The organism is Anaerotignum sp. MSJ-24 (assembly GCF_018918145.1).
Classification (GTDB): Bacteria; Bacillota; Clostridia; order Lachnospirales; family Anaerotignaceae; genus Metalachnospira.
In genome coordinates this window covers 41,579-65,868 of the sequence record NZ_JAHLPX010000011.1, presented here as the reverse complement: position 1 = coordinate 65,868, position 24,290 = coordinate 41,579, and the positions used below count along the sequence as shown (strand labels likewise).

Sequence of the window (24,290 nt, the reverse complement as noted above, 5' to 3'; positions counted from 1 at the left end):
CCCCTTAAATCACATTGAACGCTCGATAATAGTCGTTTGGCTTAAGGCGATTGAACAGCTTTACATGGTGACCATCGAACTCGCCCGGATACATAACCAAAATCGGAACATCAGAAAAATACGGCTGCAAGGCTTCCAGTAATGTATGGATTCTCATAAACGGGAATACCTCACCAACACCGGTCAGCATGAGTACATCGCCAAGTTCATGCGGCTCATACTGAATTTTGTCAATGAACTCTCCATTGCCGATTGCCGAACTCAGCTGCTCCAGAAGGAAGATGCTTCCGTCAGTTTCTTCCATATCTGGAATGGCATCCGTAATATCCATGTCGTCGCAAATAGAGAGAAATGTTTTATATAAATTACAAACCTTCAAATGGCAGGTCAGGGACTGATCGGTTTCCAACTGATTTACAAAATGGCGTACAACCATTTCGTCCTCTGGCTTATAGCAGAAGATTCTGATGTTTACCTCATTGCTGAGTCCCTTGCCCTCCAGAAACTCCGGTTCCTGAATCAATGCCCGAATTTTATCCAGGCGCTCTTTTATGTCACTCATCGGCTACCTCCTACGAAAAGCAATTAAATGCCGGCAGTACAGCCGCATCGCCGTTGCTTCTGATGGCATTCTCCAAAATAGGATGCAGCCATACCGGGTTCAAATGATCTGCCTTGATGCTGTCGAGATATTCCGTTTCAACAAGCACTCTGGCAATAATCTGTTTTAACTTTGTTATTGTGGCGTCGCTCCAGGAAGCTACCGCATCGTTCTGTTCCTGCAAACGCATAAAAAATGTATTCAAGTCTATCTTACCAAATGAGGTGTCCCTTAATCTGTACTTCTCGCCAATCACTGTCAGCATGAATTCCCAGACCAGTCGGCTCTGCTTCATCATCGCATACAGGCAAATCTGCTTTGCCACTTCTGTTGGCTGAGATGCGATTGCAGAAATCAGGGATTCATCTTCCATGGCACGAAGCCGTTTGATACAGGCTTTTGCCATGCGTGTGATGGATTTTTCAGTCGGATACTGAAAAAGATTTTGCTCTACAATTTCTTTCACAATCGCTTCATCAGAAAGTCCTTCATTCATCAGCTTGGCAGTGGAGCGCATTTCATAGAAAAGAAACGGCTCTCTTGTCAACGATGCAATATAGGGATACGAATGATCCATAGCGGTACACCTCCTTACTGTTCCTCTTTTTTATCCGGAACAAATTCCATAATGTCTCCAACATCACAGCCTAAAGCAGAGCATATTTTAGAAAGAATCTCAGTGCTAACATTTTCGTCCTTCGACAATCGAGACATTGTTGTTGTGCTAACGCCTGTCAATTCACGGAGATCCTTTTTTATCATGTCCTTATCAATCAGCAATTTCCAAAGTTTCTTATAACTCACTGCCATATTCTCACCTCTGCCTTACCGTATCTCAAAAAATTTCGGTGCTTCTTTCAGTACATTTATCATCATACCATAGAATTGCGTTCTAAGCAATCCGGCATTGTGAATTCCGCAGTAAAAATCCGAAATATCGCATCTGGAGTTTACAGGGTAAAACTTATTCGAAAAATCCATAAAAATTCCGGTATTGATTGGGCGTTACAAATTGGCAAGCAGTGTAAACCTGTACAGGTTCACTCATTTTCTCGCTTTTCCCTTCGGTGCAATCTTCGCAAATTTGCTTGTTGGGGAAGCATCCCCAATCCCCTTTGAACATCATCTGCCGATGATGACTACACGATTTTCAATCGTTTCTAAAAGAACAGAAGAATATAATTTGCCCATGGCTGAAAGCGCTGAGGTCGAAAAATAAAAAAGTAGACACGATCCGCACCCTTTGGGGAGTGCAGACCGTGGCTTTTTGCTTTAACGGAAGTTTTCCTTTTCTTCTTTCTCTTGTTCTTTTTCCTGCTCTTTCTTTTTGTCAATATTTAGAATTGTCTCAACCGTCTACTTGGCGATCAGCAATTCCTCTTTTTCTTTTCTTATCTTGCGGTACTCAGCATAGTCCTGTTTCTTCTGGACAGTCAGACGGTGAAACTCCTCATACAGTGATTGCGTGGACGGGAGCTTCATGATCTGCGCTTCATCAAAGGCTTGCTTAGCCGCTTTATGAATTGTGATTTCCTGACGGTGTTCCTCAAAGAACTTTCTGCTATATCCAGACTTGCGGTACTCGATATAAATTTGCCTTGTGTTGCGATAATTTTTGATGTGCTGCTGCAACACCTGAACCTCAACCATACGTTTCTCTGCGGCCTTGATAGAATCAGAAAGCGCATCGAACCGGGCAGACAGTTTTTCGATGCGAGCAGTCAAGTCATCATAGTTGCCCAGACCTTTTTCTTTCAAAAGAATCACGGTACGGGCAGCTTCTTTTCGATTGAACTTCTTGGCCCACTTCTCATATCCGACCGTCTTGCCTTCAGCCATTTTAGCCTGAATATCAATCAGCATCTGGAACTGCTTCGGGGAAGGAGCCTTGGCAGAGCTGCCTTTTGATTTGTGCAGGTTCTTGCCGGAGATAACCGCTTGAATTTCCTCTTTGCTATATCCTTCGCCCAGGGAACGCAGGCTGCTTTCCATCCTTGAACTCAAATTCCATGTCAGCCAGAGCCTGAACAAAGCCATCAAAGCTCTTTGGTTTCTGCTTCAGCACCGCATCAATCGCATCACATAATTCGTCACGCTGGGTACGCTTCTTGGGATAAACAGTTCTTTTCTGACGCTCCCGATATGGCTTCGGTGTAATAATGGACAGACCGTGTTCCAGGCAAACCATGTCGCTGAGTCTTTGCACCGCCAGACCGGAAAGAAAGAAGTTTTTGAAATTCCGTGTGGCATCCAGCGAGGTCGAATTATAAATGATATGGTTGTGAATATGGGATTTGTCGATGTGGGGCGCAACGATGAAAGCGTGTTTTCCCTTTGTCCATCGCATCGCTGTTTCATAGCCGACCTGGTTCGCTTCTTCCGGAGCGATTTCTCCCGGCTTAAAGGACTGGCGTATCTGGTATGCGATAATATTATTCTTCTGTTGTCTGCCGGTAATATGCTGATATTGCCGTTTGGAAAGCAGAAATTCCTCATCTGCTGTCTTTGGATCACACTCATAGGAGCTGATAAATTCGCCATCATTGGTTTTTGCGGCGTTTTGTGAGTAGTCGGTTCTGTCTGCCAAACATTGAGCGACCGTCTTTCCCTTATTCACATGGAGTGCAATCAATCTTGTTGCTGCCATTCCCATCACTTCCTTTCCCAAGAAGAAAAAGCCACCGGTCGGTGACTTTTCTCTGATATTATCTTATGACCTGATAAATGCTCCCAGACTTTCTCCGATATTCTCGGCTTTCATAACAGCCCAGACGAGCAGGAAAACCGTTGCTATTGTCGCAATTCCAAGAACCACAAGGATAAGCAGGGACTGCCACAAAGCCTTTACAATGCAGTAAATCGCAGAGCCGCCAATAACCAAAAGTAGTATGCCAATCACATAGGACACAACATTTGTAAGCAGATTTCCAAGAACGCAAATCAATTTTACAACGAACAGCATCGGCAATGCCAATATCTTCAATACCAGCTTCATAGGCTCAACTCCTTTCTTCTTAACTACATTGTACAAGAGTATCTGCAATCACACAACGATGTCAACCCTTGTATAAAAAGGAAGGACGCAAAGGATTTTATCTCCTCTGCGCCCTAATGTTTTTCGGATTCAGTTCAACAAACTGGAAATTATTTAATTCTCTGTGTACCTAATTGTAATTGTTCAACTGCTATTTTTGCTTTATTGTCATCTTCCTTTTGAAGATTTTCTATTTCCGAGTTCCGAATAGTCAAAATGATTTCGTCCCCCACCTGTAAATCATCAAGTGTTATATCTACAACATCTTGTGTATCATAATTACAATAGATCATAGGAATTTGGGAACAATCAATAAGACAATCATCTCCTAAAACACCTTCTTCTCCGCTATCTTTTGTGGTTATGATTTTATTTTCTTTATCAATTTCTGTTATTATCGCATTGACACCTAAAGTAAGTGGTTCGTTTGTTTGTTGTCCAGAACACGCAACTAAAGTAAACACACAAATAAATATACATAATGCCATTATCATTTTTTTCATCATAAGTTCCTCCAAATCCCGATTGAGATTTCACCTGTTTTAAGAAATTTAATAACTGTTATATTTTATTATTAAATTCTTCGCAACCCCTTGAAAACACTGGATTTGTCGCAGGTGAGCTTTCCCTTATTATTTCCCTTGTGTTATATCGTCCCATCAGTGTTTATGCACTCTGATAAGGGCAAATACAAGGGCAAGAAAAATCTATAAGACAGTATAACACAAAATAAAAGTGACATGGTGAACTGATTGAAATGCTTCTTAATTTTTGCTACTACTGATTGATTAAATGATAAGGAGATGGGATACGATGAGAACAATATTTGCAGAATACAATCCACAGTGCAACAGCATTGATGTATATACTAATACGGGCTATATACTCCGTATTGATTGTTGGGAAGCAGAAAAAAATTTAAGAACCACACCTGGATCTGATTGTGCTTTGACATCGCTTGCAATCGATGAGCCATTAGAATATGCAAGGTTATATCTTGATGGGAATTTACAGATGTGGGTAGATGCTGAAGATTCATTAGAGTTATGATTATTCCAATCAAAATCTACTAGAATTTATTAAAAATTAGCTTCATAATTTTAAAAGGACAGCCCTATTGCTATGAGGCTGTCCTTAAAAATACAATAGATAAACCTAGATTATTCTTGCTACTATCTGATTGTTAAATTTTCTGTATTCCATATTGCAAATCTCCCTTTTCGCAATATTTTATTAGTATGAATGCCAGAATCGCTGAAAAAACACGTGCCAATACCGTACTCCACCATATCATAATCTGTCCACCAAATAAAGGTGGTAAAACAAGCATAAATATCAGCATCAATACTGGTTCAATGAATGTAAGAATGTATGACAATCCACTTTTTTCAGTAGCATAAAATCCAGCTGTCGCTATTCTGGTAATCGCAACAAATGGTAATGACACTAAAAATATAGGTACAATTTTAGAAATCTCAATACTTACTTCATAAGAAGCTCCGAAAACCCCTCCAATATTTGCTCTGTTTACATACATGATAATTCCACCACAAACAGCAAGAATTATTGCAAAAATGTATGCCATTCTCTGAACTCCTCTCAGGCTTTCTTGATCCTTCTCACCATAAAAACGGCTCATTAAAGGTTGACTTCCATCACCTACGCCCTGCAATATGAGATATATGATACAGATAATATAGGATACACATGCATAAGTTGCAATAGCTTTTTCTCCCCCATAAGAAGCGGAGAATCGGTTTATAAACACCAATGAAATATTAGGAGTCAATGCTAGCCCAAATGGTGCAAGACCTACTCTGAATATAGCGCCACACATTTCTTTTACATTTTTTAAGGATACATACACATAAAACTTTTTAATATATAATGCGTATATGATTGCAATTGCTGCAGTCACACCCTGTCCGGCTATTGTAGCTGTGGCTGCACCTTTCATGCCCATTTCATATATCCATACAAAGATAAAATCCAGAACAATATTGGTTATGAATCCACCAACCATCGCAAACATTGACCAGAAAGAGTTTCCATAATTTCTAATGAATGGCATCATTCCAGTTCCAAGAATCTGCAATATTGCTCCAAGTGCTATAATTTTGATATAATCTGTCGCATTTGTTAATATAATTCCATCTGCTCCAAGCAATCCTAAAATTTTAGACGAAAAGGAGTAAATAATTATGGTACTGATAACACTTACTATTACAAGAAGCCACCAGCTTGTAGCAATAAATTCTTCTGCCCGTTTTCCTTTCTTTTCTGCTGCATTAATTGAGTAATAAACAGCTCCTCCCATACCAATTCCTGTTCCAAGAGCCTGAATCAAAGCCTCAATCGGATATGCAATATTAATAGCCGAAAGTCCAGCATCTCCTATGGTATTGCCTACAAAATATCCATCCACTATCGCATATATTCCTGATAATGCAAATGCTATAATAGATGGAATAACATATTTAAAAAATAATGATTTATGATTCATTTTTCTTACAATCTCCTTCCTTGAAAAGTCTGATAAACAGCTCTGTATTATCATTAAGACTTTCTATATTCTCTAATCCCATTTTTTCGATTACATATATTTCTTTTGAGTGCAGTTTTTCTATGATATCTTTCGTATATTCCATTCCTGATTCTGTGAGGCATATCAGCTTATTTCTCTTGTCTGAATCATCAGATACCATATTGATGTATCCTTTTTTCTGAAAATCTTTTAGTATCGTATTTACCGTTTGCTTAGGTATATTCCATTTTTCACTTAACATTTTCTGCGTGCATCTTCCATTACTTTCATAAAATGAATGCAAAGCAAAAACTCCATTTGAAGACAGTCCCTGATCCTTTGACCATTCCTCATACATTGCTGTACATTCTTTCCATAAAGCATAATATCGTTGCAACTGTATTATCATATTATTATCTTTTCTCATCTTTTTCCTCCTTAAATTAGTACGAATCCGGACTTTTGTATTATAGTCCGAGTTCGTACTAATTGTCAAGATTTATTTATATACTTTTTCTTTATATAAACAATCAATAGTCCCTTACTAAGGACAGGAAGATTATGAAATTTCCCTGTCCTCTTTTAATAATATCCTCGTTCTTCCATCCAGTCTTTCACATAACATCTGATTCCAATATAAATAATATGCGACAGTAATAGCAATACAATAAGATTTATCGGATTAGCGTTTTTAATCCATTCTCCAAAGTAAATTACAACAGCTGTACTCGTTATCGCTACCACGATACTGATGATATCCCAACAATATTTCCGGTAGATTTTTCCTACCTGATAACCAATCCCGATTATCAGCCACCCGGTTATTACGAATAAAATTGCCATGACAGTACCGGCAATCAGCCAGTACACAATCCCGGAAAGAATACTGTTAGGTATTCCACTGCTTAACTGTCCGAAAGAGTCTGCACCTGTCACAAACTCCCGAAATAAACTTCCCATTCCTTTTCCTAACGCACCGAAAAAGACGATACAGTCGTTAAGGAAAACCGGCGAAAGAATCGCAGTAAACAGTGTTGTTGTTATGCTGTACCATGCCAGTAGAAACAAGATACTTTCATAACCAATCGTCATATTTTTATATTTCTTTTCTAACTGGCTTTTACGGCTATCGCATTTTTCTTTTGCTTTCCGGTAAGCAGTACGGTCACATTTTTCACATTTCTCATAAGGCACTTTTTTCTCAACAGCTACCTCTACCGTCTTTTGGTGTGTCTGTGCATAAAGTTTTTCCTGCTCTGCTTTTTCATACTTAAATTTCCATGCCACGGCTTCTGCGTCGGCTCTTTTCCTGCTGTCTGTCTCGCTGGTCAATCGTTCCTCTGTTTGCCTTAATCTTGTCCGCAATGCTTCGATATTCTCGGCTCTGTTTTCGCTGTTCAATTTCTCGTTCAAGGTCAGCGATTCGCTTAGCTGCCTGTTTAGTTCCTGGATTGTCTGGTCTTTCTGATCCAGTTCGTCCTGCATCTGTTCGGTCATCAGCAGAAGTTCTTCCACCTGCCCGACGTTCTCTAAGTTTCTGCATTCGCTCATCGATCTCCCTCGCTTTCTCTATCTGCTGTTTAAGGTCAGCAATTCGCTGTTCTGTTTCTGCAATAAGCTGTTCTCGTTGTTCAGCTTCTGCGTTAATTCCTGCCATTGCTGATTCTCGTTTTCCAACTGTTCGATTCTGGTTTTCTGTTGCTCGATCTGTGAGAGCAGTTCTTCTGTATCTGGCAAAAGATTTAGCAGCCTGGATAATTCGCTGTTTAAGCTTTTTAAACTCTGGTTCTGCTCCTGAAAAGACAGGAGCTGCCTGTCCCGTTCCTGCAATTCCTGTACCATCTCTGCCATAAGATTCTGCTGTTCCTCGATCTGGTTTATCATTGTCTCCATCATGGAAATGACTTCCCGGCTTTCTTCTAATGTCACGCAATCGCTCCTTCCATTGTGTTAATGCACTGGATACTTTTCCAAAAGAAATCTGTATTTTATCCAGCAGTGCATTTTGTCTTTTTATGATCTGGTTTTCCTCTACTTTCCATGAAGTAGAGGATGTCTGTCCGTTTTGAAATTTCTCGTCAATTTTTCTGGCATCTGCGCCCTCATGGATCGTCGGTATCTCTAATTTTCCCTGCCTTGCATAAGAACGATGGTCAATGTGATTTTCCGTTTTCAAATGTGCATTACAGACGTTTGCCCATTCGCTCCGCCATAGCTCACAATTTTTCGGATTGTTCCACCCGGTAGCATCGGTTAATACACGTTTCCACTGTTTGCGGTTCCTTGTCCCGACTTTCTGGACTCCATTTTCATCAAGTACGGGGATTCGGATTCCATGACGGTCAGGGTTCTTTTTATCCTGCCACCAGTCCGGATGGGATTCATCCACCACAATATTTCCATTTTCATCTCTGACAAACTCCCAATCCTTGATTTCTTTGTTACCCCATGAGTGGTCTGAATTGAATGGTCGCATCGTCACCAGTAAATGCACATGGGGATTACCATCTCCTTTATCGTGGATACTCCAATCCGCACACATTCCCTTATCTACAAAGGTCTTTTGAATATATTCAGTTGTATAATCAATCTGTTCCTGTCGGCTCCATTCTTTCGGAAGTGAGAACTCAAATGACCTGCCGAGTTGTGCATCTGAACTTTTTTCTATCCTCAAGACTTCATTCCATAAACGCTGCTTCTGAAAAGTAAGTTTGAATTTTTCCAGTGCAGCATTTTGGTTATCTGCCCTTTTATATCGGACAGATTTCTGGAACCGTCTGATATTTTCAGCAGGTACATTCTGCCATTCCTGTGGTGCATTTTCACACATCAGCAGGCTGGTATAAACGACTTCTTTTTTTGAAGTATAGTAGCTGATCCTGCCTGTTTCTTCATTTTTCATCACATCGCCATTGAGATAAGCAGACGCCGATATGATGGATTTTCCTTTGCTGCGTCCAACAATCTTTACTGTATAATGAAAAATCGCCATGCTCCGTTTCCCCCATTCTGCCGTATCCGGCTTTGATTTCCGGCAGGTAACGTTTTTCCTAAAAGAAAATGGTATCTGCCGGAGCACCCTCTGCGTAAGAGTGCCCTGTGCATAACAGCCTGCATGGAATGTGCCCCTCTGGCGAAGAGTGCCTCCTGCGGCATGAGCAGGTCTGGCTGAAAGCCCCGCCGACGGAACGAGCCCGGCAAGCGTAAGCGCAGACCGGTTGCCACCTGTGGCAAACTTATACGGACGACCTCTGGTTGTCCATAAGTGCGCCCTTCATAAAAAAGCAATGAAGGGAATGGAAACTCCACTCCCTCCGGCATTACACTTCCTCCGTATTTGCAACTGGCTCTTTCTGCATTGCCTTTGAGAAGAATTTCCCATTTGCTTCCTGCCTTTTTAAGAAGCCGATCAGCTTTGGGATATCATCTTCCTCAATCGCAGAACCCAGTACCGATTCCACTGCACCGCCAATCTGGCAGAGCCTGTGTGTCCGTTTTTTGGTTTCCACATCTTTCTGACGTTTCTTCAGTTCCCGTTTCTGTGCTGCATACTGTTTTGCTTTCTCAAGGCTTTCCTGTTCTTTCTTTTCCAACTGGAGCATACGCTCCTCATAACTCTTTGTTGATCTTGCCATAAATATCATCGTCCTTTCTTTTTTTCCAAACATAAGTTTCCTGTTGTCTGTCAGACGAAGTACATGGTATAATCTGCTTGCGTGTAGGTATATCATGACTCCGGTCTGATAGAACCTTTGGCGGTTTCTTCGGGAACCGCTTTTTTAAGTTGAACCGTTTCTTGTGACTGCTTTCACATTTCCCTTATCCCTCAAGTCCCTGCCCTCGTTGGCTTCCATAAAAAGTTCCAGCATATCCGTTTTGATCAGGACTTTTCTCCCAACCTTCAATACCGGAAGTTTCTTCCACTCTACCAACTTTCGCAGGGTGTTCCTGCCAATTCCCGTATAATCAGCAGCTTCCTCAATAGATAAGGCAATCTTTCTTTGCGTCATATGACCACCTCCTTTCGAATTGCATTATGCAATTTCATTTGTGCTGTCAGTATAGCGTGTTTATATTGCTTTGTCAAGCATTATAAAATTTTGCTGCTTTTCTTAAAATTGCATATTGCAATATATTTTGTTGCGTGGTATAGTAATGACATACCGAAAAAGGAGGCACATCAGCATGAAAGATAAAGAACTACGCAAGCTGATCGGCAGCAGGGCAAAACAGCGCCGTCTGGAATTAAATCTGACACAGCCTTATGTCGCAGAGAAGATGGGAGTTACCGCTTCCACAATCCTGCGTTATGAGAATGGTTCGATTGACAATACCAAAAAGATGGTACTGGAAGGTCTTTCGGAAGCACTTCATGTATCGATTGAATGGCTCAAAGGGGAAACCGATGAATATGAAACTGATATTACGGATAAGAAAGAATTGCAGATTCGTGATGCGATGGGCGACATTCTCAAACAGTTTCCTCTTGACCTCAATAAAACAGAAGACGCTTTTTCTAAAGACTTACTGCTGTTAATGTTAAAGCAATATGAACTGTTTCTGGATTCGTTTCAGTTCGCCTGTAAAAATTACAAAGGCAGTACCAAAGATGCGGACATTGCCAAAGTAATGGGATTTGAATCGAAAGATGAATATAATGAGATTATGTTTCTCAGGGAGATCACACATACTGTCAACGCATTTAATGATATGGCAGATGTTGTAAGGCTCTATTCAAAGAAACCGGAAGCGGCAGAACAAAGGCTTGCAAATCTTTTATCCGAAGTTATGTATGACGATTCTGAATCGGTATAGTAAGATAATCGGAGTTATGATACAATGAGCGCAAGCGAGTCAAGCTGTTTACAGATTTGACGAGCGGCGAATTGGCTTATGGACTTGTCCATAAGATGCCTACACGCAAGAAGCATTTCAGCAGTTCCGATTGTCTGATATCGAAAGGAGACATACGATTATGGCAAAAGGATCTGTTAGAAAAAAAAGGAAAAAAATGGTACTATCGTTTCTATGTAGAAGATGCAAGCGGTAAAATGGTTCAGAAAGAATACGCCGGAACCGAAAGTAAAAGTGAGACGGAAAAGCTTCTCCGCAAGGCACTGGAAGACTACGAAGATAAGAAGTTTGTTGCAAAGGCAGATAATCTTACCGTAGGGGAACTTCTGGATATGTGGGCAGAAGAAGAACTGAAAACTGGGACACTCAGCAACGGTACAGTGGAAAATTATCTTGGTGCAATCCGATGTATCAAAAAACACCCGATTGCAGACCGCAAACTGAAAACAGTTACTGCCGAACATTTACAGGCATTTCTTGATCTGCTTACATTCGGTGGTGAGTTTCCAGACGGGAAAGTAAAAAAGGGATACAGCAAAGATTATATCCATTCTTTTTCCGCAGTGTTACAGCAGTCATTCCGTTTTGCAGTATTTCCAAAACAGTTAATCAGTTTCAATCCGATGCAGTATATTAAGCTGAAAAAGCAGGCAGAGGAAGTTGACCTCTTTTCCGATGATGAAGTGGAAGAAGGTACACAGCCGATTTCACATGAGGATTATGAACGGCTTATCCAATATCTGGAAAAGAAAAATCCACCTGCTATTCTTCCGATTCAAATTGCGTATTATGCCGGGCTCCGTATCGGGGAAACCTGTGGTCTTACATGGCAGGACATTAACCTTGAGGAACAATGCCTGACCATAAAACGCAGTATCCGCTACGACGGCATGAAACACAAAAATATTATCGGACCAACGAAACGGAAAAAAGTAAGGATTGTTGATTTTGGAGATACGCTGACTGAAATACTGAAAGCTGCCAGAAAAGAACAGCTCAAAAACCGGATGCAGTATGGCGAATTATATCACCGCAATTACTACAAAGAAGTGCATGTGAAAAACAGGGTATATTATGAATACTATCATCTTGACGGAACACAGGAAGTCCCGACAGATTACAAAGAAATCTCCTTTGTCTGCCTGCGACCAGATGGCTCTTTGGAACTGCCGAGTACACTCAGCATTGTATGCAGATCAGTGGCAAAGAAGCTGGAAGGATTTGAAGATTTCCATTTTCACCAGTTGCGTCACACTTATACCAGCAATCTGCTTTCCAATGGAGCTGCACCGAAAGATGTACAGGAACTGTTAGGACACTCTGATGTCAGTACCACAATGAATATTTACGCTCACTCAACAAGAAAAGCAAAACGGGATTCCGCAAGACTTCTTGATAAAGTAGCGAGCAATGCTTAACTAAAAATTTCCCTTATTTCCCTTGCGGATTCCGCATAAGGGCAAAAATAAGGGAAAATACATATCATTTCACTATTTAATGGGCTGAAAAGCCTGTAAAATAAGGAAAGTTCAGGAAATCTCTCCACAAATTCCGATTTTTGTTCTATTTGCTCCCCGATAAATATGAAGTTGACTATCAACTGATAATCAAAAATATCATTCCTAAAATTGCAAATCCTTCACAGATCGCAACTATCTTAAAATTTTTTGAACTCATTTTCCCATTTTTATACTCATCATGGCACAAATAAATCGTAAGTGCTGCAGACACAATCGTCATTATCCCAATAGTTGGCATCATTTTTGTCACCTCCATAAAATCCGATTTTTCATTCACTGTGACTTCTCGATAAACTTGAATTTTCAAATTAGTCTTTGCAAATAACCTTTGAACCTTCACCGTCAATTACAATTCCCTGACGGTTGTTAATTGGGCATAGATTCAAATCCGAAAACTCAGTCATTATTTTCTCGGTAACTTTCTTAAATGGTGCTGTAAGATAATGCGGAAGAACATAGAAATCAATCAAATCAAGCCCTGCATCATCTTCTTGTGAGTAGTCCTCCGGCTTTTCATCCATTTGCTCGATATATTGGATGCTTGGAGCGCATATAATTGCGCCTGCCGACTCGCCGATCATCAATTTTCCATTTGCCAATTCCTTTTTCAGCAGTCCATCAGTTCCCGTTTTACGGAGCTGATCCATAAGAAAGAAAGAATTTCCGCCGGTAAAATATATCACATCTGCTTCTTCAAAAACAGACTGTATCGTTGAATAAGCCTCCGTTGAAATATCAATTTCAGTTACGATTGCTCCCAACTTTTTGAATAATTTTCGAGCCGAGCCGACATAACCGGTGTAGCCTTCACGCAGTGAAGCTGTTGGAATAAATGCGACTTTCTTATTTTCAATTTCTTCCTTTATCAGACTTCCTACACTTGAAAAGTGCGAACATAAAAACAGTTTCATCAATATTCTCCTTTATAAATTGGAATTTGTCGAACTCTCAAGTTCTCCATTTGCAATAATTATAGCAAATGAATATGAATAATTCTACCAGCTAAACAAGGTTATATGTCCCTATGTAAAGCCGCAACCGCAGCTGCGACTTCCCGACAAATTGTCGTATTACTGGATTGAGGACAGGCGAACAAGGACTTCTTTCATATCCGTCCAGATCTCCTCCAGTCGTTTTTGCAAATCCTCAATGTCGGCATGGTAGATGCTGCCCGTTTCGTTCGCTCGTTTTGCGTACTGATTCAGGTTGTTGGAGCAGATTCGCAGGAGCGAAACCAGGGCTTTCACATCCTGCAAATCCAGTCTGATGCAGTACCCGTCCAGAGCCATTTTCCGCAGATAGGCTCCCATGCTGCGGATGCCAAGCTCGTCCATCTTCTCATGGATTCGCTCGACCTCCTCCTTGGATGCAAGGAAATGAACATCCCGGTATCGCTTTGCCATTACAACACCTCCTCACGGGTTTCAGAGTATTTTGCAGGAGGGATATGCTCCGCTTTGGATTTCAGATCAGCCAACACAGAAGGACGCTCTGACTCGCTTCTTTCGTCACATTTTTCCGCAGAGTCCTCCATATTCAGGGCTGCATCCAGTTCTGCCAGTCGCTGACTTTTTGCTGTCAGCTCTGCTTCCTGCGGAAACGGTTTTCCAACCTCCGCCTTGGCTGCTTCCTGCTGATTGTAGAGATTATTCAGCTGTTCATTGGCTCGTTCTAAGCGCTCAGGAATGCCTGCAAGGGCATTGTCCAGTCGGGTGATATTTCCTCGTGCATCCGTACCAAGGGCTACTCTGTGGCTCACAGCGCCCTTCATGGTCACATCGAACTCGTTCCGGAAGCTGTCAAAAGAAAGTTCCATCTGAAAGCCACGGTAACTGCCAACCGAGGGCTTTTCAGCCAAAACTAATTTCATTTGCATCTGCTCCTTTCGCAAAAAATAAGCAGCCACACACCGTAGTGCATGACTGCTATGTAAATAGTTCGGAAAGAATTTTTGCAACCTGACACAATTTTCTGTTTTATAATCTCCGTCATCGTAAAAATATCTACCTCATCTGTATATGAAATGAGGTAGATAAATAATTTATGACTTAGATTTTTACATATCCTGTAGCCGGACCTGAACCGACCTTCGCAATGTACTCACTCTTAACTAAATCTGCCAGAGTGCGTTCCACTGTGGTTTTGCTTATATCAGGGTGAGCATCCATAATTTCTTTCTTTGTGATTTTACCAACTTTCTGATCAATCATCGCTTTAATTCTTTCGGGCTTAGAAAGAGTGCGGTTCTTTAAATGTTCTACACGGCTTTCAAATTCATTATATGCTTTCAACATGATACCCAGATAATACTTAACAAAAGGCTCATAGCTGTTCTCATTTTCATGCCATCCTGTCGAACTTGCCTGCAATGCTTCATAGTAAGTTTCCTTTGTTTTTTCAATCAACATTTCCATGCTGACATATTTTCCTACAATATATCCTGCCTTATAGTACAAAAGAAGCGACAGTAAACGGCTCATGCGTCCATTTCCGTCATTGAAAGGGTGAATACAGAGGAAATCCAGAATAAACATAGGTATCAAAAGTAATCTATCAATTTTATCAGTATTCCATGCTTCTAAAAACTGTCTGCACAATTCATCCATAGCTTCCGCAGTCTGAAAGGCAGGAACCGGAATAAACCTTGCTTTCTGGTGACCTTCTGCATCTGTTTCTGCAATTACATTATCAGCATTTTTATATTCTCCACCGGAACCGGCGTAGGAATACAAATCACGATGAAGCTGCAAAATAATATTAGGTCCGGGCACAATATACTCATAGCTTTCGTGGATTGTAGAAAGCACCTCTCGGTAACCTGAGATTTCCTGCTCAGATCGGTTTCTTGGTTCTGCCTTTTGGCTGACCAATTCTTCCAATCTCTTATCTGTTGTATAAATACCCTCAATACGGTTAGAAGCACCTGTACTTTGAATCAAAGCGACTTCAAGAAGGGTTTTCAATTCATCAATATTAGCTTCCAAAAATAGCTCTTGCTTACCTTTGTGCTCATGAATTTTTCCGATCATCTGCACAATTTCAGGAGTAAGCAACTTTTCTGGCTCTTTTATATAATCAAAAGCTCTCATGTTATCTACCTCATTTCAGGATTATCTGCCTCATTTTACTCTAAAATGACGGAGATTTCAATGGGATGAGGCAGATAAATTTTCCAGTCACTATGACTGAAATAATAGTATGCACACCTACCACACAGAATATTCAAGAGGTCGCTTTCAAAAACACAAAATATTTTATTTCTTGAAAGCAGATGCTATGTAAAGGCAATCCGAAGATTGCCCTAGGCATCAAACCTATCCTGTTTACACAGGTTCATTATCATCTTCATCGACGGAGCTATCTGCATCATCGTCCTCAAACTCCGGATCGTACCCATAATCCTCGTCATCGTCCACATAATCAGCATCCGGATCAGGCTTTGCCGCTTCCTGTTCCTTCTTCTTTTCCTGGACTTTCTTGAATACGAAGAAACCGCCGCCACAGGCAAGCACAATCAGAGTAAGAATCGCTGGGAGCATATTCGTGGATTTCGGTTTTTCCTCCGGAGCAGGTTCTGTAATTTCAGGAACTGTTTCAACTACTTCCGGCTTTGTTTCCTCAACCGGCTTGGTGAACTCTGCAACTTCCTCCTCGTCCATCAGCTTGAGCAGGTCGGCTTCATCCACCTGATTCAGAAAATGCACGGTTTCCTCGCCCTTATCATCACGGTCAATGATGATATAGAAGTAGTTTCCGTTTTTGGTTACAGCGGTAATGAACTGCTTTCCACTTTTCGTAGGTGAACCGGCATCATCAACCAGAGTCAGGTTGCCGTCCGGGGTAAGCGGCAGCATCGGTTCCTCCGGCTCTTTTTCGGGAACTTTTTCTTCGACCGTAGGTTCTTCGGTCGCTGCGCTTTCATCTACATAGGCGAATGCCGTTGTAGAAAACACGCCAAAACACATTGCACACGCCAGCAATGCGGCTCCAATTTTCTTAAATCTCATTCTGCGGTTCCTCCTTATTCATAGTATTGATCGTATCAGGCTTCGGAGCCATATCCGCAGCAAACATACGGAGCAGCTCGGAAAGCTGGTCAGGGGTCAGGTTCGCAGCGTGAACCATCTCATGGATTTCGGAGTTTTCCTCCTCACGATATCTGCGTTCCAGATCTTTTACTCTGGCATCCCATTCAGCCCGTTTCTTACGGGCTTTTTCAAGGTCTGCACCAATTCTGTCTAATTTGGCACTCAATCGACATCCCTCCTTTAGTTTCTGATTCTGCCGAAGCAGTAAAAATGCTGTTGCCAGTAATTCGATTCGATAGAAGCGTAGGAAATCGGGTTTCCGCAGTGGATCATCATACCATTGCCGACATAAATACCAACGTGCGATGCACCGGAGGTATCATAAGTGCCTTGGAAGAAAATCAAATCTCCCGGCTTGGCAGAGCTTTTGGGAATAATATCGCATACGCCCATCAAACCGTTTGCGGTCAATCGTCCAACACTCCAACCGTTGCCGCAGTGATTGATTACATAGGAAACAAACCCGGAGCAGTCAAAGGAGGTGGAGGGGCTGCTGCCGCCCCACACATACGGGTATCCCAGATATTTCTCTGCTTCCCGAATCATGTTGGCAAATCTTGTGTCCGTCAGAGCTTCGCCCGGAATGTCATAGTCGGTGTACTCACCGGTCACAGCATAGATGTCATCCCCGAAAATGTCAGGTCTGTTGCCGTTGGTCTGGAGCAGAACTGCGTAACGCTCCATTTCATCCTCTGTCAGACCGGAGCTGCCGATCACTCGGTTCAAGCCCTTGTTTACCAGCTTCACATTCAGGATATAATACTCATACTCGACCTCAACTTCGTACTCATATTCCTCTGTCGTGGTCTCGCCGGTCACCGGATCTGTGGATGTCGATGTGCCGGTACAGGTCTCTGTGCGGGTTCGGATTTCCACTTCCTCTGTCAAAATCAGCTCATACTGCTGATCGAACAGCCATTGCAGAGTAGCCTGCACCTCATCTCTGGTGTAGTCCTCGAATTTTACCGTCAAATACGCCGCAAGCTCATAAGGATTGTGGTTGATTTCATCAAGGTCATACCGGTACTCGTCATATCCGCTATGAGTACGCTCGATATTATTGATTTCATTGCGGAGCGCAGCTTCCAAAGCCTTGTAATCATTGTCCGCACCGATAATATCTTCCTCTTTTGCGGTAAAAGAAGTTCCCAGAACGATCTGTGTGCCGCCTTGGAACATAGCCGAACAAGACGAGAACATCCCAGAGAGAATTATAAAAAGCAGTCCAGCAATCAAAACAAACAGAATCGTTTTAGAGTGTGTGGTGTAAAACTCCATCGCTTTCTCTGTAATCGTTTTGGTGCTTTGGACTGCTTTCTTTGTTGCTTTAGCGGCAGTTTCTTTCGCTGTTCCTTTGCCTGCCTTCGCCGCTGCATACTCCTTTTTGATTGCCCTTTTCTGTTGCCAACGGGAAAGGGGATTGGAAGCGGCATCGGGGTTGTCCTTTTTGAACTTCTCATACAGGGCATTTACATTTGCCTTATCTGATTTTTCTACCAGCTTTCCATCATAATCTTTCCCATCAAATCGGAAAGTGTCGGAGACAGATCATCCGGGCAGGGATTGCCCAAACTGACTGTCAGGGACGCCTGGGGATCGGTGTCTACCAGAAGCACATTTTTTCCTTCAAGCGCCAAGCCAACGCCCAGGTTCTCGGTGGTGGTGGTCTTGCCGGTTCCTCCTTTCTGATTGACCACCGCAATGATGGTTGCTTTTTTCGACATTTTTCGTCACTCTCCTTCCTCTCGCTTCATTTTCAATTTCTTAAATCCTCCTTCCAAATATCCGTGTGACATATCGTGCCGAACAAGAGCATCGTAGTAGGTGTCTATTGTCGTCGGCGCATTGTATATCGTAGTCAGCATATACTGACGGATATTTCTAATCTTTGTGGTGTTTTCCTTGAAGCAGTCCATAACATATCGAATGTGTTCGACATTCAGTTTCATAAACCGACTGCGGACAATTTCTGCCGGACGCTCCTCTGCACCAATGCGAATCAACGGTCGCTTCGTGCAAACTGTTTCAACGATCAACTCCAGAATGTTATCCAGCATTTCAGAATCGTAAGGGTAATCCTTCTTCAACAAATCCATACTGAGCTGATCCGAGAAATAATCAAAGTATTCTTGATACCGGTCATTCTCGTCCATCATTCCACCATTTCCGGAAGGAAAGATAGAATCAGTATCACTAAATTCAGTATTTTTAATATCAGTATTATTACATTGTGATTTCGGAAGTTCTTGAGTTGTGATTTCCATTGTTCCAGAATTGTGATTTTCACAATTCAAGAGTTGTGAATCCACAGCAGAGATAAAGTTCTTCACATAGATCAGGTTGGGCTTTCCCAGACCCTGACGCTTGCGTTCAATCAATCCTGCTTTCTTCTCAAGTTCACTGAGCAGCTTGATAGCCTTTTGTTCAGCACAGTTCAGAGCCATCTTCGCTTCGTCGATTGTAAAAATGATATACACTCGACCGTTTTTATCTATCCAACCATTCTTGGCAGACAGGCTCATGCGGTCAAGCAAAATGCCATACAGCATCTTGGCATCGGCAGAAATATTCCAGAACCTCTCGTTCGTGAACAACACCTTCGGAACTCGATAGAATGTGAATAGATCGGATTGCTGACCGTAAAAATAATCAAAACTCACACGGCTTCACCACCTTCTTTCTGCGGAAAACTTTCTGTTGTCAGCGGAATGCTGCGGAAAGTCGTATCCGTCTTTTCATAAGGACATCGGGCAAAAAAGCAGAAGCGGTATTCCTGTTCATACACATCCATATCAACGAAGCCCCACTTCACGCATAACCTTCTTCGTACACCAGCCAATGCACGGGTGATCTCGCCCATAGGGACAGCCATCACATTCCGACTTGGGTTTCGGTGGCAAAGAGATTAAGTAGTAGCAATTATTTCTACCCAGACGGCAACCCTTTCTGACATTCGTCCAGAAGTAGCAGTAATGACAGTCGCTCGGCTTGTCTGCGGTATAAACAGGCTTGCTCAAATAAAACACCTCCAATCTCTTGTATTTGCCCATGGTTTTGGGCATAAAAAAAGAGCGCCTATCCATCCCCGATGCGGGGCAAATAGACGCTCTATGTATATAACGATATTCAATTTTATCTGCTATAACTGCATGGTACTCAAAACATCCGCCTTTTTTGATTAGCTGGATTTTTGGAACGATTTTGGGGCTGATTAGCAGGAAGGGCATTTTCATTAGCAAGAACAGCCCATTTTCTGCTAAAAATTAGCTGGCGATTTTGTCTTATAACAACCGTTCGATTCTGGAGGGGTTGTCAAAAATCAAATTTTGGAGTAGAATTTTATCTCATACAGTGAAAGAGCTTTTTCGCAGCTTTTTATATAAGAAAAGCCGAAAACCCTTGAAAACAAAGGCTTTCGGCGTTGTTCACTGGCGTCCATAAGAGGATTTGAACCTCCGACCCCACGCTTAGGAGTTCTAAATGTCCTTTCGCAGCAAGTAGTTTCTAACCTCCTGTAATACCCTCTAACACCTTATAATACAGGAAAAGCGTGAGGTCTGCGCGGAAGATAGATTCACGAAATATCCTGTACTGGTAACAAAAGTGTTAGCAACGTGTTAGCTGGTTCAGTTCCAGCTAGGAAACCATTTATCAAGATTATACGATACTCTTTTTCCTAATGCAAGGAGTAGACGTTTTGTGTGAAAACATGAAACGTCTATTTTTATGAAATTTTTTTCTCATAAAATCAAAAAAATAACGCACGCAACTCATATTGTGGTATACTATTAGTATCTATACCCAATAGAAAGTGAGGTGTTCCCCATAGGTAACGCTGAACATTACATAGCAAAAATAATTTTTAGTAATCATATACTACAATATACAGGGCAACAATATGAGGATTTCTTTGTTTCTGTGATGACAAAAGCAAATCCCAATTTTCAACCAGTAAAAGCCTATGGTAATATAGGGGACATGAAAAATGATGGTTTTGACCATACTACAGGAACCTATTATCAAATTTTCTCTCCTGAAGATATTACCAAAGATACGACCATTCATGAAGCTGTAAAGAAATTAAAAACAGATTTTTCTGGCTTATATAATCATTGGAATAGTTTGTGCCCTATAAAGAAATTCTTTTTTGTTGTCAATGACAAATATAAAGGATTACCTGCACCAATAATTCAAATGGCATTGGAATTGAACAACGCCCCTGAATATGCACAGAGTGACATAGGTACTTTTACCGCAAAAGATTTAGAAAAGGTATTTATGTCTTTAGATGATTTAGACAAGCAAGATATTATAGGCTATATACCAGATGAGATAATACCTGTTGTTGAGTATGAAGCACTTCATGAAACCGTTACTTATTTGATAAATGCAGAACTTCCAATGAACTCAATGGATAATTTGACAGTTCCTGATTTTGATGAAAAAATCGCATTTAATGGGTTAAGTGAAGTAGTAAAATCTCGACTTATTGTTGGTAGCTATCAAGAAGGAACCTTAATGCTTTATTTTAATGATAACCCTGGTGTCAAAGAAATATTGCAGAAAAAATTTAACGCTTTATATGAACAATCTAAAGAAAATATTCCTGATACACAAGAAAATTGTTCTGATTGTCGTTTTTATTATATTTTAGAAAAAGCAAGCAGTAAAAACACCTCACCCATTCAAACAAGCGTACTAGTTTTAATGGCTTATTATTTTTCAAGTTGTGATATTTTTGAAGAACCGCAATAATCATTAAGGAAAGGAGGAAAATTATGATATTACCCAAAAAACAATTATCTATTAACGAATCATATTTTGGTTTTGGGGCTTTTTTACTGGAAAAATTAACCGAACCTATTTCTGTTGAAGATTTATGGGAATATTACAAGGATTCATATACAAATAAAAAATATCCTGTTAAATTTTCCTTCGACCAATTTGTTATTGCCTTAGATTATCTTTATATTATCGGAGCTATCAAAATTAACGAAAGGGGGCTATTATGTTATGAAGCTGCTTAGTTTAAGAGCTAATAAACCATCTTTTCATCCTATAATTTTTAAAGATGGTATCAACATTATTGTTGGAAAACAGGTTGCTCCTCTTGACGAAAATGATGGAAATACCTATAACGGAGTAGGAAAATCTCTAACATTGCACCTTATTCATTTTTGTTTAGGTGCAAATAAAATTACCTCATTTGCTCAGAAATTGCCTGATTGGGAGTTTACTCTTAATTTTGAAATTGATGGTGTAAAATATTATTCTACCCGTAGTACAAATGAACAAAATAAAATAAACTTTTGTGGTGAAACCTTAACCGTTACTGTTTTACGTCAAAAATTGCTCAATCTGTGCTTTGGAATTTCATCAAATCCCAAAAATATGACTTGGAATACCTTGTTTTCAAGATTTGTACGTCGTTACCGGTCTTGTTATTCAACTTTTGATTCCTTTGTTCCTAAAGAAACAGATTATAGTAAAATTTTGAATAACTGTTATCTGCTTGGCATAGATACTGATTTAATTATCAGTAAAAAGGAACTTCGTGAAAAGCAATTAGCTGCAAGTGCAACTGAAAAAGCAATAAAAAAAGACCCTATATTTAAGCAATATCATTTAGGAAAAAATGACGCAGAATTAGATGTTGCAGATTTGGAATACAGAATTTCTGAGCTTGAAAAAGAAATTTCTGCTTTTAAAGTTTCTAATAATTATCATGAGCTTGAAAAAGAAGCAGATGAAAAAAGTTATCAAAAAAAAGCCCTCGAAAATAGACGTGTTTTAATCAGTAATTACATCAAGAATATAGAAGAATCTTTTAAAGAAACTGCTCAGGTTAAAGAAGAAAAACTATTAAAAATTTACGAAGCTGCCAATGTAGAAATACCTGCTATGGTTAAGAAGAATATTGATGAAGTTTTACAATTTCACTCCAATTTATTAACCACCAGAAATGCCCGTTTAAGAAAAGAATTAAATAAGCAAAAAGCAGAATTACAAGAAATTGATGATAAGATAAATGTCTTAGGACAACGGATGGATGAATTGTTAGATTTCTTAAATTCTCATGGTGCATTAGAAGAATATGTTGCATTAACTAAACAATTAGCTGCTTTACAAAATGAGCTAAATAGAATACATGAGTATCAACGGATTTTGAAAACGTACAAAGACACTGTACTAGATATTAAGGCAAATTTAATCATACAAGATAAAGAAACACAAACGTATCTTGACGATGAAGCAGAATATTTATCAGAATTAAAAAATAAATATTGGACATTTGCTAAACGCTTCTATCCCAAAAAGCGTAGTGGCTTAGTGATTAAAAATAATTCTGGTGAAAATACTTTAAGATATACTCTTGAAGCTCGAATTGAAGATGATTCATCCGATGGCGTGAACGAAGTTCGTATGTTTTGTTTTGACTTTCTGCTCTTAATATGTAGAAAAAGCAAAATAAAGTTTATTGCCCATGATAGTAGACTATTTGCTAATATGGATCCCCGCCAACGTGAAACTCTTTTCCGTATTGTTTCTGAAACATGCCCAAAAGAGAATTTTCAATATATATGTTCTATCAATGAAGATGCCCTTTTATCATTTCAATCATTGATGTCCAACACAGAATACGAAGAAATCGTTACTAATAATATCATCTTAGAGTTAAATGACGATTCTCCCGAAAGCAAGTTGTTGGGTATTCAAATTGATATTGATTTGGAAGATAAAAGCAAATCCTCTGATGATATAAACTAACCAAAAACTGCATAGTAACTTTTTATAGACGTTCAAAACTGAGCGTCTATTTTTTTTACCCTAAAACCAGAAAGGATGTGATACTACGAAGAAATCACCACCGCCGGAGCATTCCCCTCCGCTTCCAGACCAGAACCCGAAACCAACCATCAAACACAACATTCAGAAAGGACAGGTACATCTATATGGAATTAAAATTCGTTATCCCCAACATGGAAAAGACATTCGGCAACTTGGAGTTTGCCGGAGAAGACAAAACAGAGCAGCGAAGAATCAACGGACGCATGGCGGTACTCTCTCGCAGCTTTAACCTTTATTCAGACGTACAGAGGGCGGATGATATTGTAGTTATCCTCCCTGCCGAAGCCGGAGAGAAGCATTTTGACTTTGAGGAACGTGTAAAGCTCGTCAATCCCCGTATCACCGCAGAGGGCTATAAAATCGGCACAAGGGGCTTTACCAACTACATTTTGCACGCTGACGATATGGTAAAAGCATAAGGAAAAGGAGGACATCAAACTATGAGATTAGCAAACGGAATCGTGATTGACAAGGAAGCAACATTCGGGGCATTGAAATTTTCTGCCCTCCGCCGTGAGGTTCACCTCCAGAATGAAGACGGCTCGGTATCAGAAGAAATCAAGGAGCGTACCTATGACTTAAAATCCAGAGGACAGGGGCGTATGATTCAGGTTTCTATCCCTGCCAGCGTGCCGTTAAAGGAGTTCGATTACAACGCAGAGGTGGAACTTATCAATCCAGTGGCAGATACCGTGGCAACGGCTACCTTTCAGGGAACAGAGGTGGACTGGTACATCAAAGCAGAGGATATTGTCCTGAAAAAAGGGGCTGCCATGAATCCGCAGACACCGAAGAAAGACGCTCCCCCTGTAAAATAGCA

31 protein-coding genes and 3 pseudogenes are annotated in these 24,290 nt (G+C 40.6%); 9 read left to right on the top strand and 25 right to left on the bottom strand.

What is annotated here, in order from left to right; all coding sequences use genetic code 11:
- Nucleotides 1-4: 4 nt before the first annotated feature.
- From KQI66_RS10645 to KQI66_RS10630, 4 genes are read right to left on the bottom strand one after another with little or no spacing between them, the layout of a single operon-like run.
- Nucleotides 5-562, bottom strand: a complete 558-nt coding sequence (locus KQI66_RS10645) for a DUF1788 domain-containing protein (protein WP_216429333.1) — start codon at nt 560-562, stop codon at nt 5-7.
- 10 nt (nt 563-572) lie between these two features.
- The gene (locus tag KQI66_RS10640; RefSeq protein ID WP_216429331.1) at nt 573-1,178 is read right to left on the bottom strand and encodes a DUF1819 family protein; all 606 of its coding nucleotides are present in this window, start codon (nt 1,176-1,178) and stop codon (nt 573-575) included.
- A gap of 14 nt (nt 1,179-1,192) precedes the next feature.
- A complete protein-coding gene (locus KQI66_RS10635) occupies nt 1,193-1,411 on the bottom strand; it encodes a helix-turn-helix domain-containing protein (protein ID WP_008791971.1) in 219 nt (72 codons plus the stop codon).
- A 15-nt stretch (nt 1,412-1,426) separates the two neighbouring features.
- Nucleotides 1,427-1,582: a hypothetical protein gene (locus tag KQI66_RS10630; protein ID WP_216429329.1), complete on the bottom strand. Its 156-nt coding sequence runs from the start codon at nt 1,580-1,582 to the stop codon at nt 1,427-1,429.
- A gap of 31 nt (nt 1,583-1,613) precedes the next feature.
- On the opposite strand from KQI66_RS10630, the gene KQI66_RS10625 reads away from it, so the two are divergent.
- Nucleotides 1,614-1,820 carry a hypothetical protein gene (locus tag KQI66_RS10625; protein WP_216429328.1) on the top strand — a complete coding sequence of 69 codons (207 nt, stop codon included), beginning with the start codon at nt 1,614-1,616 and terminating at the stop codon, nt 1,818-1,820.
- A gap of 137 nt (nt 1,821-1,957) precedes the next feature.
- On the opposite strand, the gene KQI66_RS11650 is transcribed toward KQI66_RS10625, so the two are convergent.
- The 4 genes from KQI66_RS11650 to KQI66_RS10610 form a co-directional block, all read right to left on the bottom strand.
- A complete protein-coding gene (locus KQI66_RS11650; protein ID WP_330655124.1) occupies nt 1,958-2,593 on the bottom strand; it encodes a hypothetical protein in 636 nt (211 codons plus the stop codon).
- Nucleotides 2,556-3,248: a relaxase/mobilization nuclease domain-containing protein gene (locus KQI66_RS11645; protein WP_330655123.1), complete on the bottom strand. Its 693-nt coding sequence runs from the start codon at nt 3,246-3,248 to the stop codon at nt 2,556-2,558. The genes KQI66_RS11650 and KQI66_RS11645 overlap by 38 nt, the downstream gene beginning before the upstream one ends.
- Nucleotides 3,249-3,311: 63 nt before the next feature.
- Nucleotides 3,312-3,596, bottom strand: coding sequence for a hypothetical protein (locus KQI66_RS10615; protein ID WP_216429326.1), 285 nt, complete (start codon nt 3,594-3,596; stop codon nt 3,312-3,314).
- A 149-nt stretch (nt 3,597-3,745) separates the two neighbouring features.
- The gene (locus KQI66_RS10610; RefSeq protein WP_216429324.1) at nt 3,746-4,141 is read right to left on the bottom strand and encodes a hypothetical protein; all 396 of its coding nucleotides are present in this window, start codon (nt 4,139-4,141) and stop codon (nt 3,746-3,748) included.
- Between the two features lie 307 nt (nt 4,142-4,448).
- Here KQI66_RS10610 and KQI66_RS10605 point away from each other — a divergent pair, with 307 nt between their 5' ends.
- The gene (locus tag KQI66_RS10605) at nt 4,449-4,685 is read left to right on the top strand and encodes a DUF6061 family protein (RefSeq protein WP_002578301.1); all 237 of its coding nucleotides are present in this window, start codon (nt 4,449-4,451) and stop codon (nt 4,683-4,685) included.
- A gap of 133 nt (nt 4,686-4,818) precedes the next feature.
- On the opposite strand, the gene KQI66_RS10600 is transcribed toward KQI66_RS10605, so the two are convergent.
- The 6 genes from KQI66_RS10600 to KQI66_RS10575 all read right to left on the bottom strand — a co-directional run bounded on the left by KQI66_RS10600 (nt 4,819) and on the right by KQI66_RS10575 (nt 10,169).
- Nucleotides 4,819-6,138 carry an MATE family efflux transporter gene (locus KQI66_RS10600; protein WP_117750694.1) on the bottom strand — a complete coding sequence of 440 codons (1,320 nt, stop codon included), beginning with the start codon at nt 6,136-6,138 and terminating at the stop codon, nt 4,819-4,821.
- Nucleotides 6,128-6,586 carry a MarR family transcriptional regulator gene (locus KQI66_RS10595; RefSeq protein WP_216429322.1) on the bottom strand — a complete coding sequence of 153 codons (459 nt, stop codon included), beginning with the start codon at nt 6,584-6,586 and terminating at the stop codon, nt 6,128-6,130. The genes KQI66_RS10600 and KQI66_RS10595 overlap by 11 nt, the downstream gene beginning before the upstream one ends.
- Nucleotides 6,587-6,741: 155 nt before the next feature.
- The gene (locus tag KQI66_RS10590; RefSeq protein WP_021369328.1) at nt 6,742-7,446 is read right to left on the bottom strand and encodes a DUF6040 family protein; all 705 of its coding nucleotides are present in this window, start codon (nt 7,444-7,446) and stop codon (nt 6,742-6,744) included.
- Nucleotides 7,430-9,151, bottom strand: coding sequence for a MobA/MobL family protein (locus KQI66_RS10585; RefSeq protein ID WP_107029151.1), 1,722 nt, complete (start codon nt 9,149-9,151; stop codon nt 7,430-7,432). Before KQI66_RS10585 ends, KQI66_RS10590 begins: the two co-directional genes overlap by 17 nt.
- A gap of 328 nt (nt 9,152-9,479) precedes the next feature.
- Nucleotides 9,480-9,794, bottom strand: coding sequence for a DUF3847 domain-containing protein (locus tag KQI66_RS10580; RefSeq protein ID WP_002578306.1), 315 nt, complete (start codon nt 9,792-9,794; stop codon nt 9,480-9,482).
- 144 nt (nt 9,795-9,938) lie between these two features.
- The gene (locus tag KQI66_RS10575; RefSeq protein WP_002578307.1) at nt 9,939-10,169 is read right to left on the bottom strand and encodes a helix-turn-helix domain-containing protein; all 231 of its coding nucleotides are present in this window, start codon (nt 10,167-10,169) and stop codon (nt 9,939-9,941) included.
- A 175-nt stretch (nt 10,170-10,344) separates the two neighbouring features.
- On the opposite strand from KQI66_RS10575, the gene KQI66_RS10570 reads away from it, so the two are divergent.
- The gene (locus KQI66_RS10570) at nt 10,345-10,974 is read left to right on the top strand and encodes a helix-turn-helix domain-containing protein (RefSeq protein WP_009243739.1); all 630 of its coding nucleotides are present in this window, start codon (nt 10,345-10,347) and stop codon (nt 10,972-10,974) included.
- A gap of 160 nt (nt 10,975-11,134) precedes the next feature.
- A pseudogene (locus KQI66_RS10565) lies at nt 11,135-12,431 on the top strand (tyrosine-type recombinase/integrase).
- A 178-nt stretch (nt 12,432-12,609) separates the two neighbouring features.
- Here KQI66_RS10565 and KQI66_RS10560 read toward each other — a convergent pair.
- The 11 genes and pseudogenes from KQI66_RS10560 to KQI66_RS10510 form a co-directional block, all read right to left on the bottom strand.
- Nucleotides 12,610-12,774, bottom strand: coding sequence for a hypothetical protein (locus KQI66_RS10560; RefSeq protein WP_216429320.1), 165 nt, complete (start codon nt 12,772-12,774; stop codon nt 12,610-12,612).
- A 67-nt stretch (nt 12,775-12,841) separates the two neighbouring features.
- Complete coding sequence (locus KQI66_RS10555) at nt 12,842-13,444, bottom strand: Type 1 glutamine amidotransferase-like domain-containing protein (RefSeq protein WP_055271744.1); 603 nt, start codon at nt 13,442-13,444, stop codon at nt 12,842-12,844.
- Nucleotides 13,445-13,603: 159 nt separating this feature from the next.
- The gene (locus tag KQI66_RS10550) at nt 13,604-13,936 is read right to left on the bottom strand and encodes a plasmid mobilization protein (protein WP_216429318.1); all 333 of its coding nucleotides are present in this window, start codon (nt 13,934-13,936) and stop codon (nt 13,604-13,606) included.
- Nucleotides 13,936-14,403 carry a hypothetical protein gene (locus KQI66_RS10545; protein WP_330655122.1) on the bottom strand — a complete coding sequence of 156 codons (468 nt, stop codon included), beginning with the start codon at nt 14,401-14,403 and terminating at the stop codon, nt 13,936-13,938. The genes KQI66_RS10550 and KQI66_RS10545 overlap by 1 nt, the downstream gene beginning before the upstream one ends.
- A gap of 178 nt (nt 14,404-14,581) precedes the next feature.
- The gene (locus tag KQI66_RS10540) at nt 14,582-15,622 is read right to left on the bottom strand and encodes a Fic family protein (RefSeq protein WP_216429316.1); all 1,041 of its coding nucleotides are present in this window, start codon (nt 15,620-15,622) and stop codon (nt 14,582-14,584) included.
- Between the two features lie 234 nt (nt 15,623-15,856).
- The gene (locus KQI66_RS10535) at nt 15,857-16,486 is read right to left on the bottom strand and encodes a DUF4366 domain-containing protein (protein ID WP_442859975.1); all 630 of its coding nucleotides are present in this window, start codon (nt 16,484-16,486) and stop codon (nt 15,857-15,859) included.
- A 43-nt stretch (nt 16,487-16,529) separates the two neighbouring features.
- A complete protein-coding gene (locus KQI66_RS10530) occupies nt 16,530-16,787 on the bottom strand; it encodes a DUF4315 family protein (protein WP_216429310.1) in 258 nt (85 codons plus the stop codon).
- Nucleotides 16,788-16,801: 14 nt separating this feature from the next.
- Nucleotides 16,802-18,139: pseudogene (locus KQI66_RS10525) on the bottom strand (C40 family peptidase); the annotation flags it as partial.
- Nucleotides 18,124-18,345, bottom strand: a pseudogene (locus KQI66_RS10520) (ParA family protein); the annotation flags it as partial. The pseudogenes KQI66_RS10525 and KQI66_RS10520, both read right to left, overlap by 16 nt.
- A gap of 6 nt (nt 18,346-18,351) precedes the next feature.
- Nucleotides 18,352-19,281 (bottom strand): DUF6017 domain-containing protein, encoded by a 930-nt coding sequence (locus tag KQI66_RS10515; protein ID WP_118413320.1) that lies wholly within the window; start codon nt 19,279-19,281, stop codon nt 18,352-18,354.
- Nucleotides 19,278-19,481, bottom strand: a complete 204-nt coding sequence (locus KQI66_RS10510; protein WP_224209075.1) for a hypothetical protein — start codon at nt 19,479-19,481, stop codon at nt 19,278-19,280. Before KQI66_RS10510 ends, KQI66_RS10515 begins: the two co-directional genes overlap by 4 nt.
- Before the next feature lie 1,061 nt (nt 19,482-20,542).
- Here KQI66_RS10510 and KQI66_RS10505 point away from each other — a divergent pair.
- From KQI66_RS10505 to KQI66_RS10485, 5 genes are all read left to right on the top strand, one after another.
- Nucleotides 20,543-21,376, top strand: a complete 834-nt coding sequence (locus KQI66_RS10505; protein WP_216429309.1) for an ABC-three component system protein — start codon at nt 20,543-20,545, stop codon at nt 21,374-21,376.
- A 23-nt stretch (nt 21,377-21,399) separates the two neighbouring features.
- Nucleotides 21,400-21,648 (top strand): ABC-three component system middle component 6, encoded by a 249-nt coding sequence (locus KQI66_RS10500; protein ID WP_020994402.1) that lies wholly within the window; start codon nt 21,400-21,402, stop codon nt 21,646-21,648.
- Nucleotides 21,635-23,389 (top strand): DUF2326 domain-containing protein, encoded by a 1,755-nt coding sequence (locus KQI66_RS10495; RefSeq protein WP_216429307.1) that lies wholly within the window; start codon nt 21,635-21,637, stop codon nt 23,387-23,389. The genes KQI66_RS10500 and KQI66_RS10495 overlap by 14 nt, the downstream gene beginning before the upstream one ends.
- 185 nt (nt 23,390-23,574) lie before the next feature.
- The gene (locus KQI66_RS10490; protein WP_002578441.1) at nt 23,575-23,889 is read left to right on the top strand and encodes a YdcP family protein; all 315 of its coding nucleotides are present in this window, start codon (nt 23,575-23,577) and stop codon (nt 23,887-23,889) included.
- A gap of 21 nt (nt 23,890-23,910) precedes the next feature.
- Nucleotides 23,911-24,288 carry a YdcP family protein gene (locus KQI66_RS10485; RefSeq protein ID WP_216429305.1) on the top strand — a complete coding sequence of 126 codons (378 nt, stop codon included), beginning with the start codon at nt 23,911-23,913 and terminating at the stop codon, nt 24,286-24,288.
- The last annotated feature ends 2 nt before the right edge of the window (nt 24,289-24,290 follow it).

Bases quoted from the DNA above. Each gene is read 5' to 3' on its own strand.
- KQI66_RS10585 (WP_107029151.1), bottom strand. From the start codon at position 9,151: ATGGCGATTTTTCATTATACAGTAAAGATTGTTGGACGCAGCAAAGGA.
- KQI66_RS10635 (WP_008791971.1), bottom strand. From the start codon at position 1,411: ATGGCAGTGAGTTATAAGAAACTTTGGAAATTGCTGATTGATAAGGAC.
- KQI66_RS10495 (WP_216429307.1), top strand. From the start codon at position 21,635: ATGAAGCTGCTTAGTTTAAGAGCTAATAAACCATCTTTTCATCCTATA.
- KQI66_RS10600 (WP_117750694.1), bottom strand. From the start codon at position 6,138: ATGAATCATAAATCATTATTTTTTAAATATGTTATTCCATCTATTATA.
- KQI66_RS10555 (WP_055271744.1), bottom strand. From the start codon at position 13,444: ATGAAACTGTTTTTATGTTCGCACTTTTCAAGTGTAGGAAGTCTGATA.
- KQI66_RS10575 (WP_002578307.1), bottom strand. From the start codon at position 10,169: ATGACGCAAAGAAAGATTGCCTTATCTATTGAGGAAGCTGCTGATTAT.
- KQI66_RS11645 (WP_330655123.1), bottom strand. From the start codon at position 3,248: ATGGCAGCAACAAGATTGATTGCACTCCATGTGAATAAGGGAAAGACG.
- KQI66_RS11650 (WP_330655124.1), bottom strand. From the start codon at position 2,593: ATGGAAAGCAGCCTGCGTTCCCTGGGCGAAGGATATAGCAAAGAGGAA.
- KQI66_RS10580 (WP_002578306.1), bottom strand. From the start codon at position 9,794: ATGGCAAGATCAACAAAGAGTTATGAGGAGCGTATGCTCCAGTTGGAA.
- KQI66_RS10540 (WP_216429316.1), bottom strand. From the start codon at position 15,622: ATGAGAGCTTTTGATTATATAAAAGAGCCAGAAAAGTTGCTTACTCCT.
- KQI66_RS10560 (WP_216429320.1), bottom strand. From the start codon at position 12,774: ATGATGCCAACTATTGGGATAATGACGATTGTGTCTGCAGCACTTACG.
- KQI66_RS10490 (WP_002578441.1), top strand. From the start codon at position 23,575: ATGGAATTAAAATTCGTTATCCCCAACATGGAAAAGACATTCGGCAAC.
- KQI66_RS10595 (WP_216429322.1), bottom strand. From the start codon at position 6,586: ATGAGAAAAGATAATAATATGATAATACAGTTGCAACGATATTATGCT.
- KQI66_RS10630 (WP_216429329.1), bottom strand. From the start codon at position 1,582: ATGGATTTTTCGAATAAGTTTTACCCTGTAAACTCCAGATGCGATATT.
- KQI66_RS10510 (WP_224209075.1), bottom strand. From the start codon at position 19,481: ATGGGCGAGATCACCCGTGCATTGGCTGGTGTACGAAGAAGGTTATGC.
- KQI66_RS10485 (WP_216429305.1), top strand. From the start codon at position 23,911: ATGAGATTAGCAAACGGAATCGTGATTGACAAGGAAGCAACATTCGGG.
- KQI66_RS10645 (WP_216429333.1), bottom strand. From the start codon at position 562: ATGAGTGACATAAAAGAGCGCCTGGATAAAATTCGGGCATTGATTCAG.
- KQI66_RS10640 (WP_216429331.1), bottom strand. From the start codon at position 1,178: ATGGATCATTCGTATCCCTATATTGCATCGTTGACAAGAGAGCCGTTT.
- KQI66_RS10550 (WP_216429318.1), bottom strand. From the start codon at position 13,936: ATGGCAAAGCGATACCGGGATGTTCATTTCCTTGCATCCAAGGAGGAG.
- KQI66_RS10500 (WP_020994402.1), top strand. From the start codon at position 21,400: ATGATATTACCCAAAAAACAATTATCTATTAACGAATCATATTTTGGT.
- KQI66_RS10570 (WP_009243739.1), top strand. From the start codon at position 10,345: ATGAAAGATAAAGAACTACGCAAGCTGATCGGCAGCAGGGCAAAACAG.
- KQI66_RS10615 (WP_216429326.1), bottom strand. From the start codon at position 3,596: ATGAAGCTGGTATTGAAGATATTGGCATTGCCGATGCTGTTCGTTGTA.
- KQI66_RS10610 (WP_216429324.1), bottom strand. From the start codon at position 4,141: ATGATGAAAAAAATGATAATGGCATTATGTATATTTATTTGTGTGTTT.
- KQI66_RS10545 (WP_330655122.1), bottom strand. From the start codon at position 14,403: ATGAAATTAGTTTTGGCTGAAAAGCCCTCGGTTGGCAGTTACCGTGGC.
- KQI66_RS10605 (WP_002578301.1), top strand. From the start codon at position 4,449: ATGAGAACAATATTTGCAGAATACAATCCACAGTGCAACAGCATTGAT.
- KQI66_RS10505 (WP_216429309.1), top strand. From the start codon at position 20,543: ATGACAAAAGCAAATCCCAATTTTCAACCAGTAAAAGCCTATGGTAAT.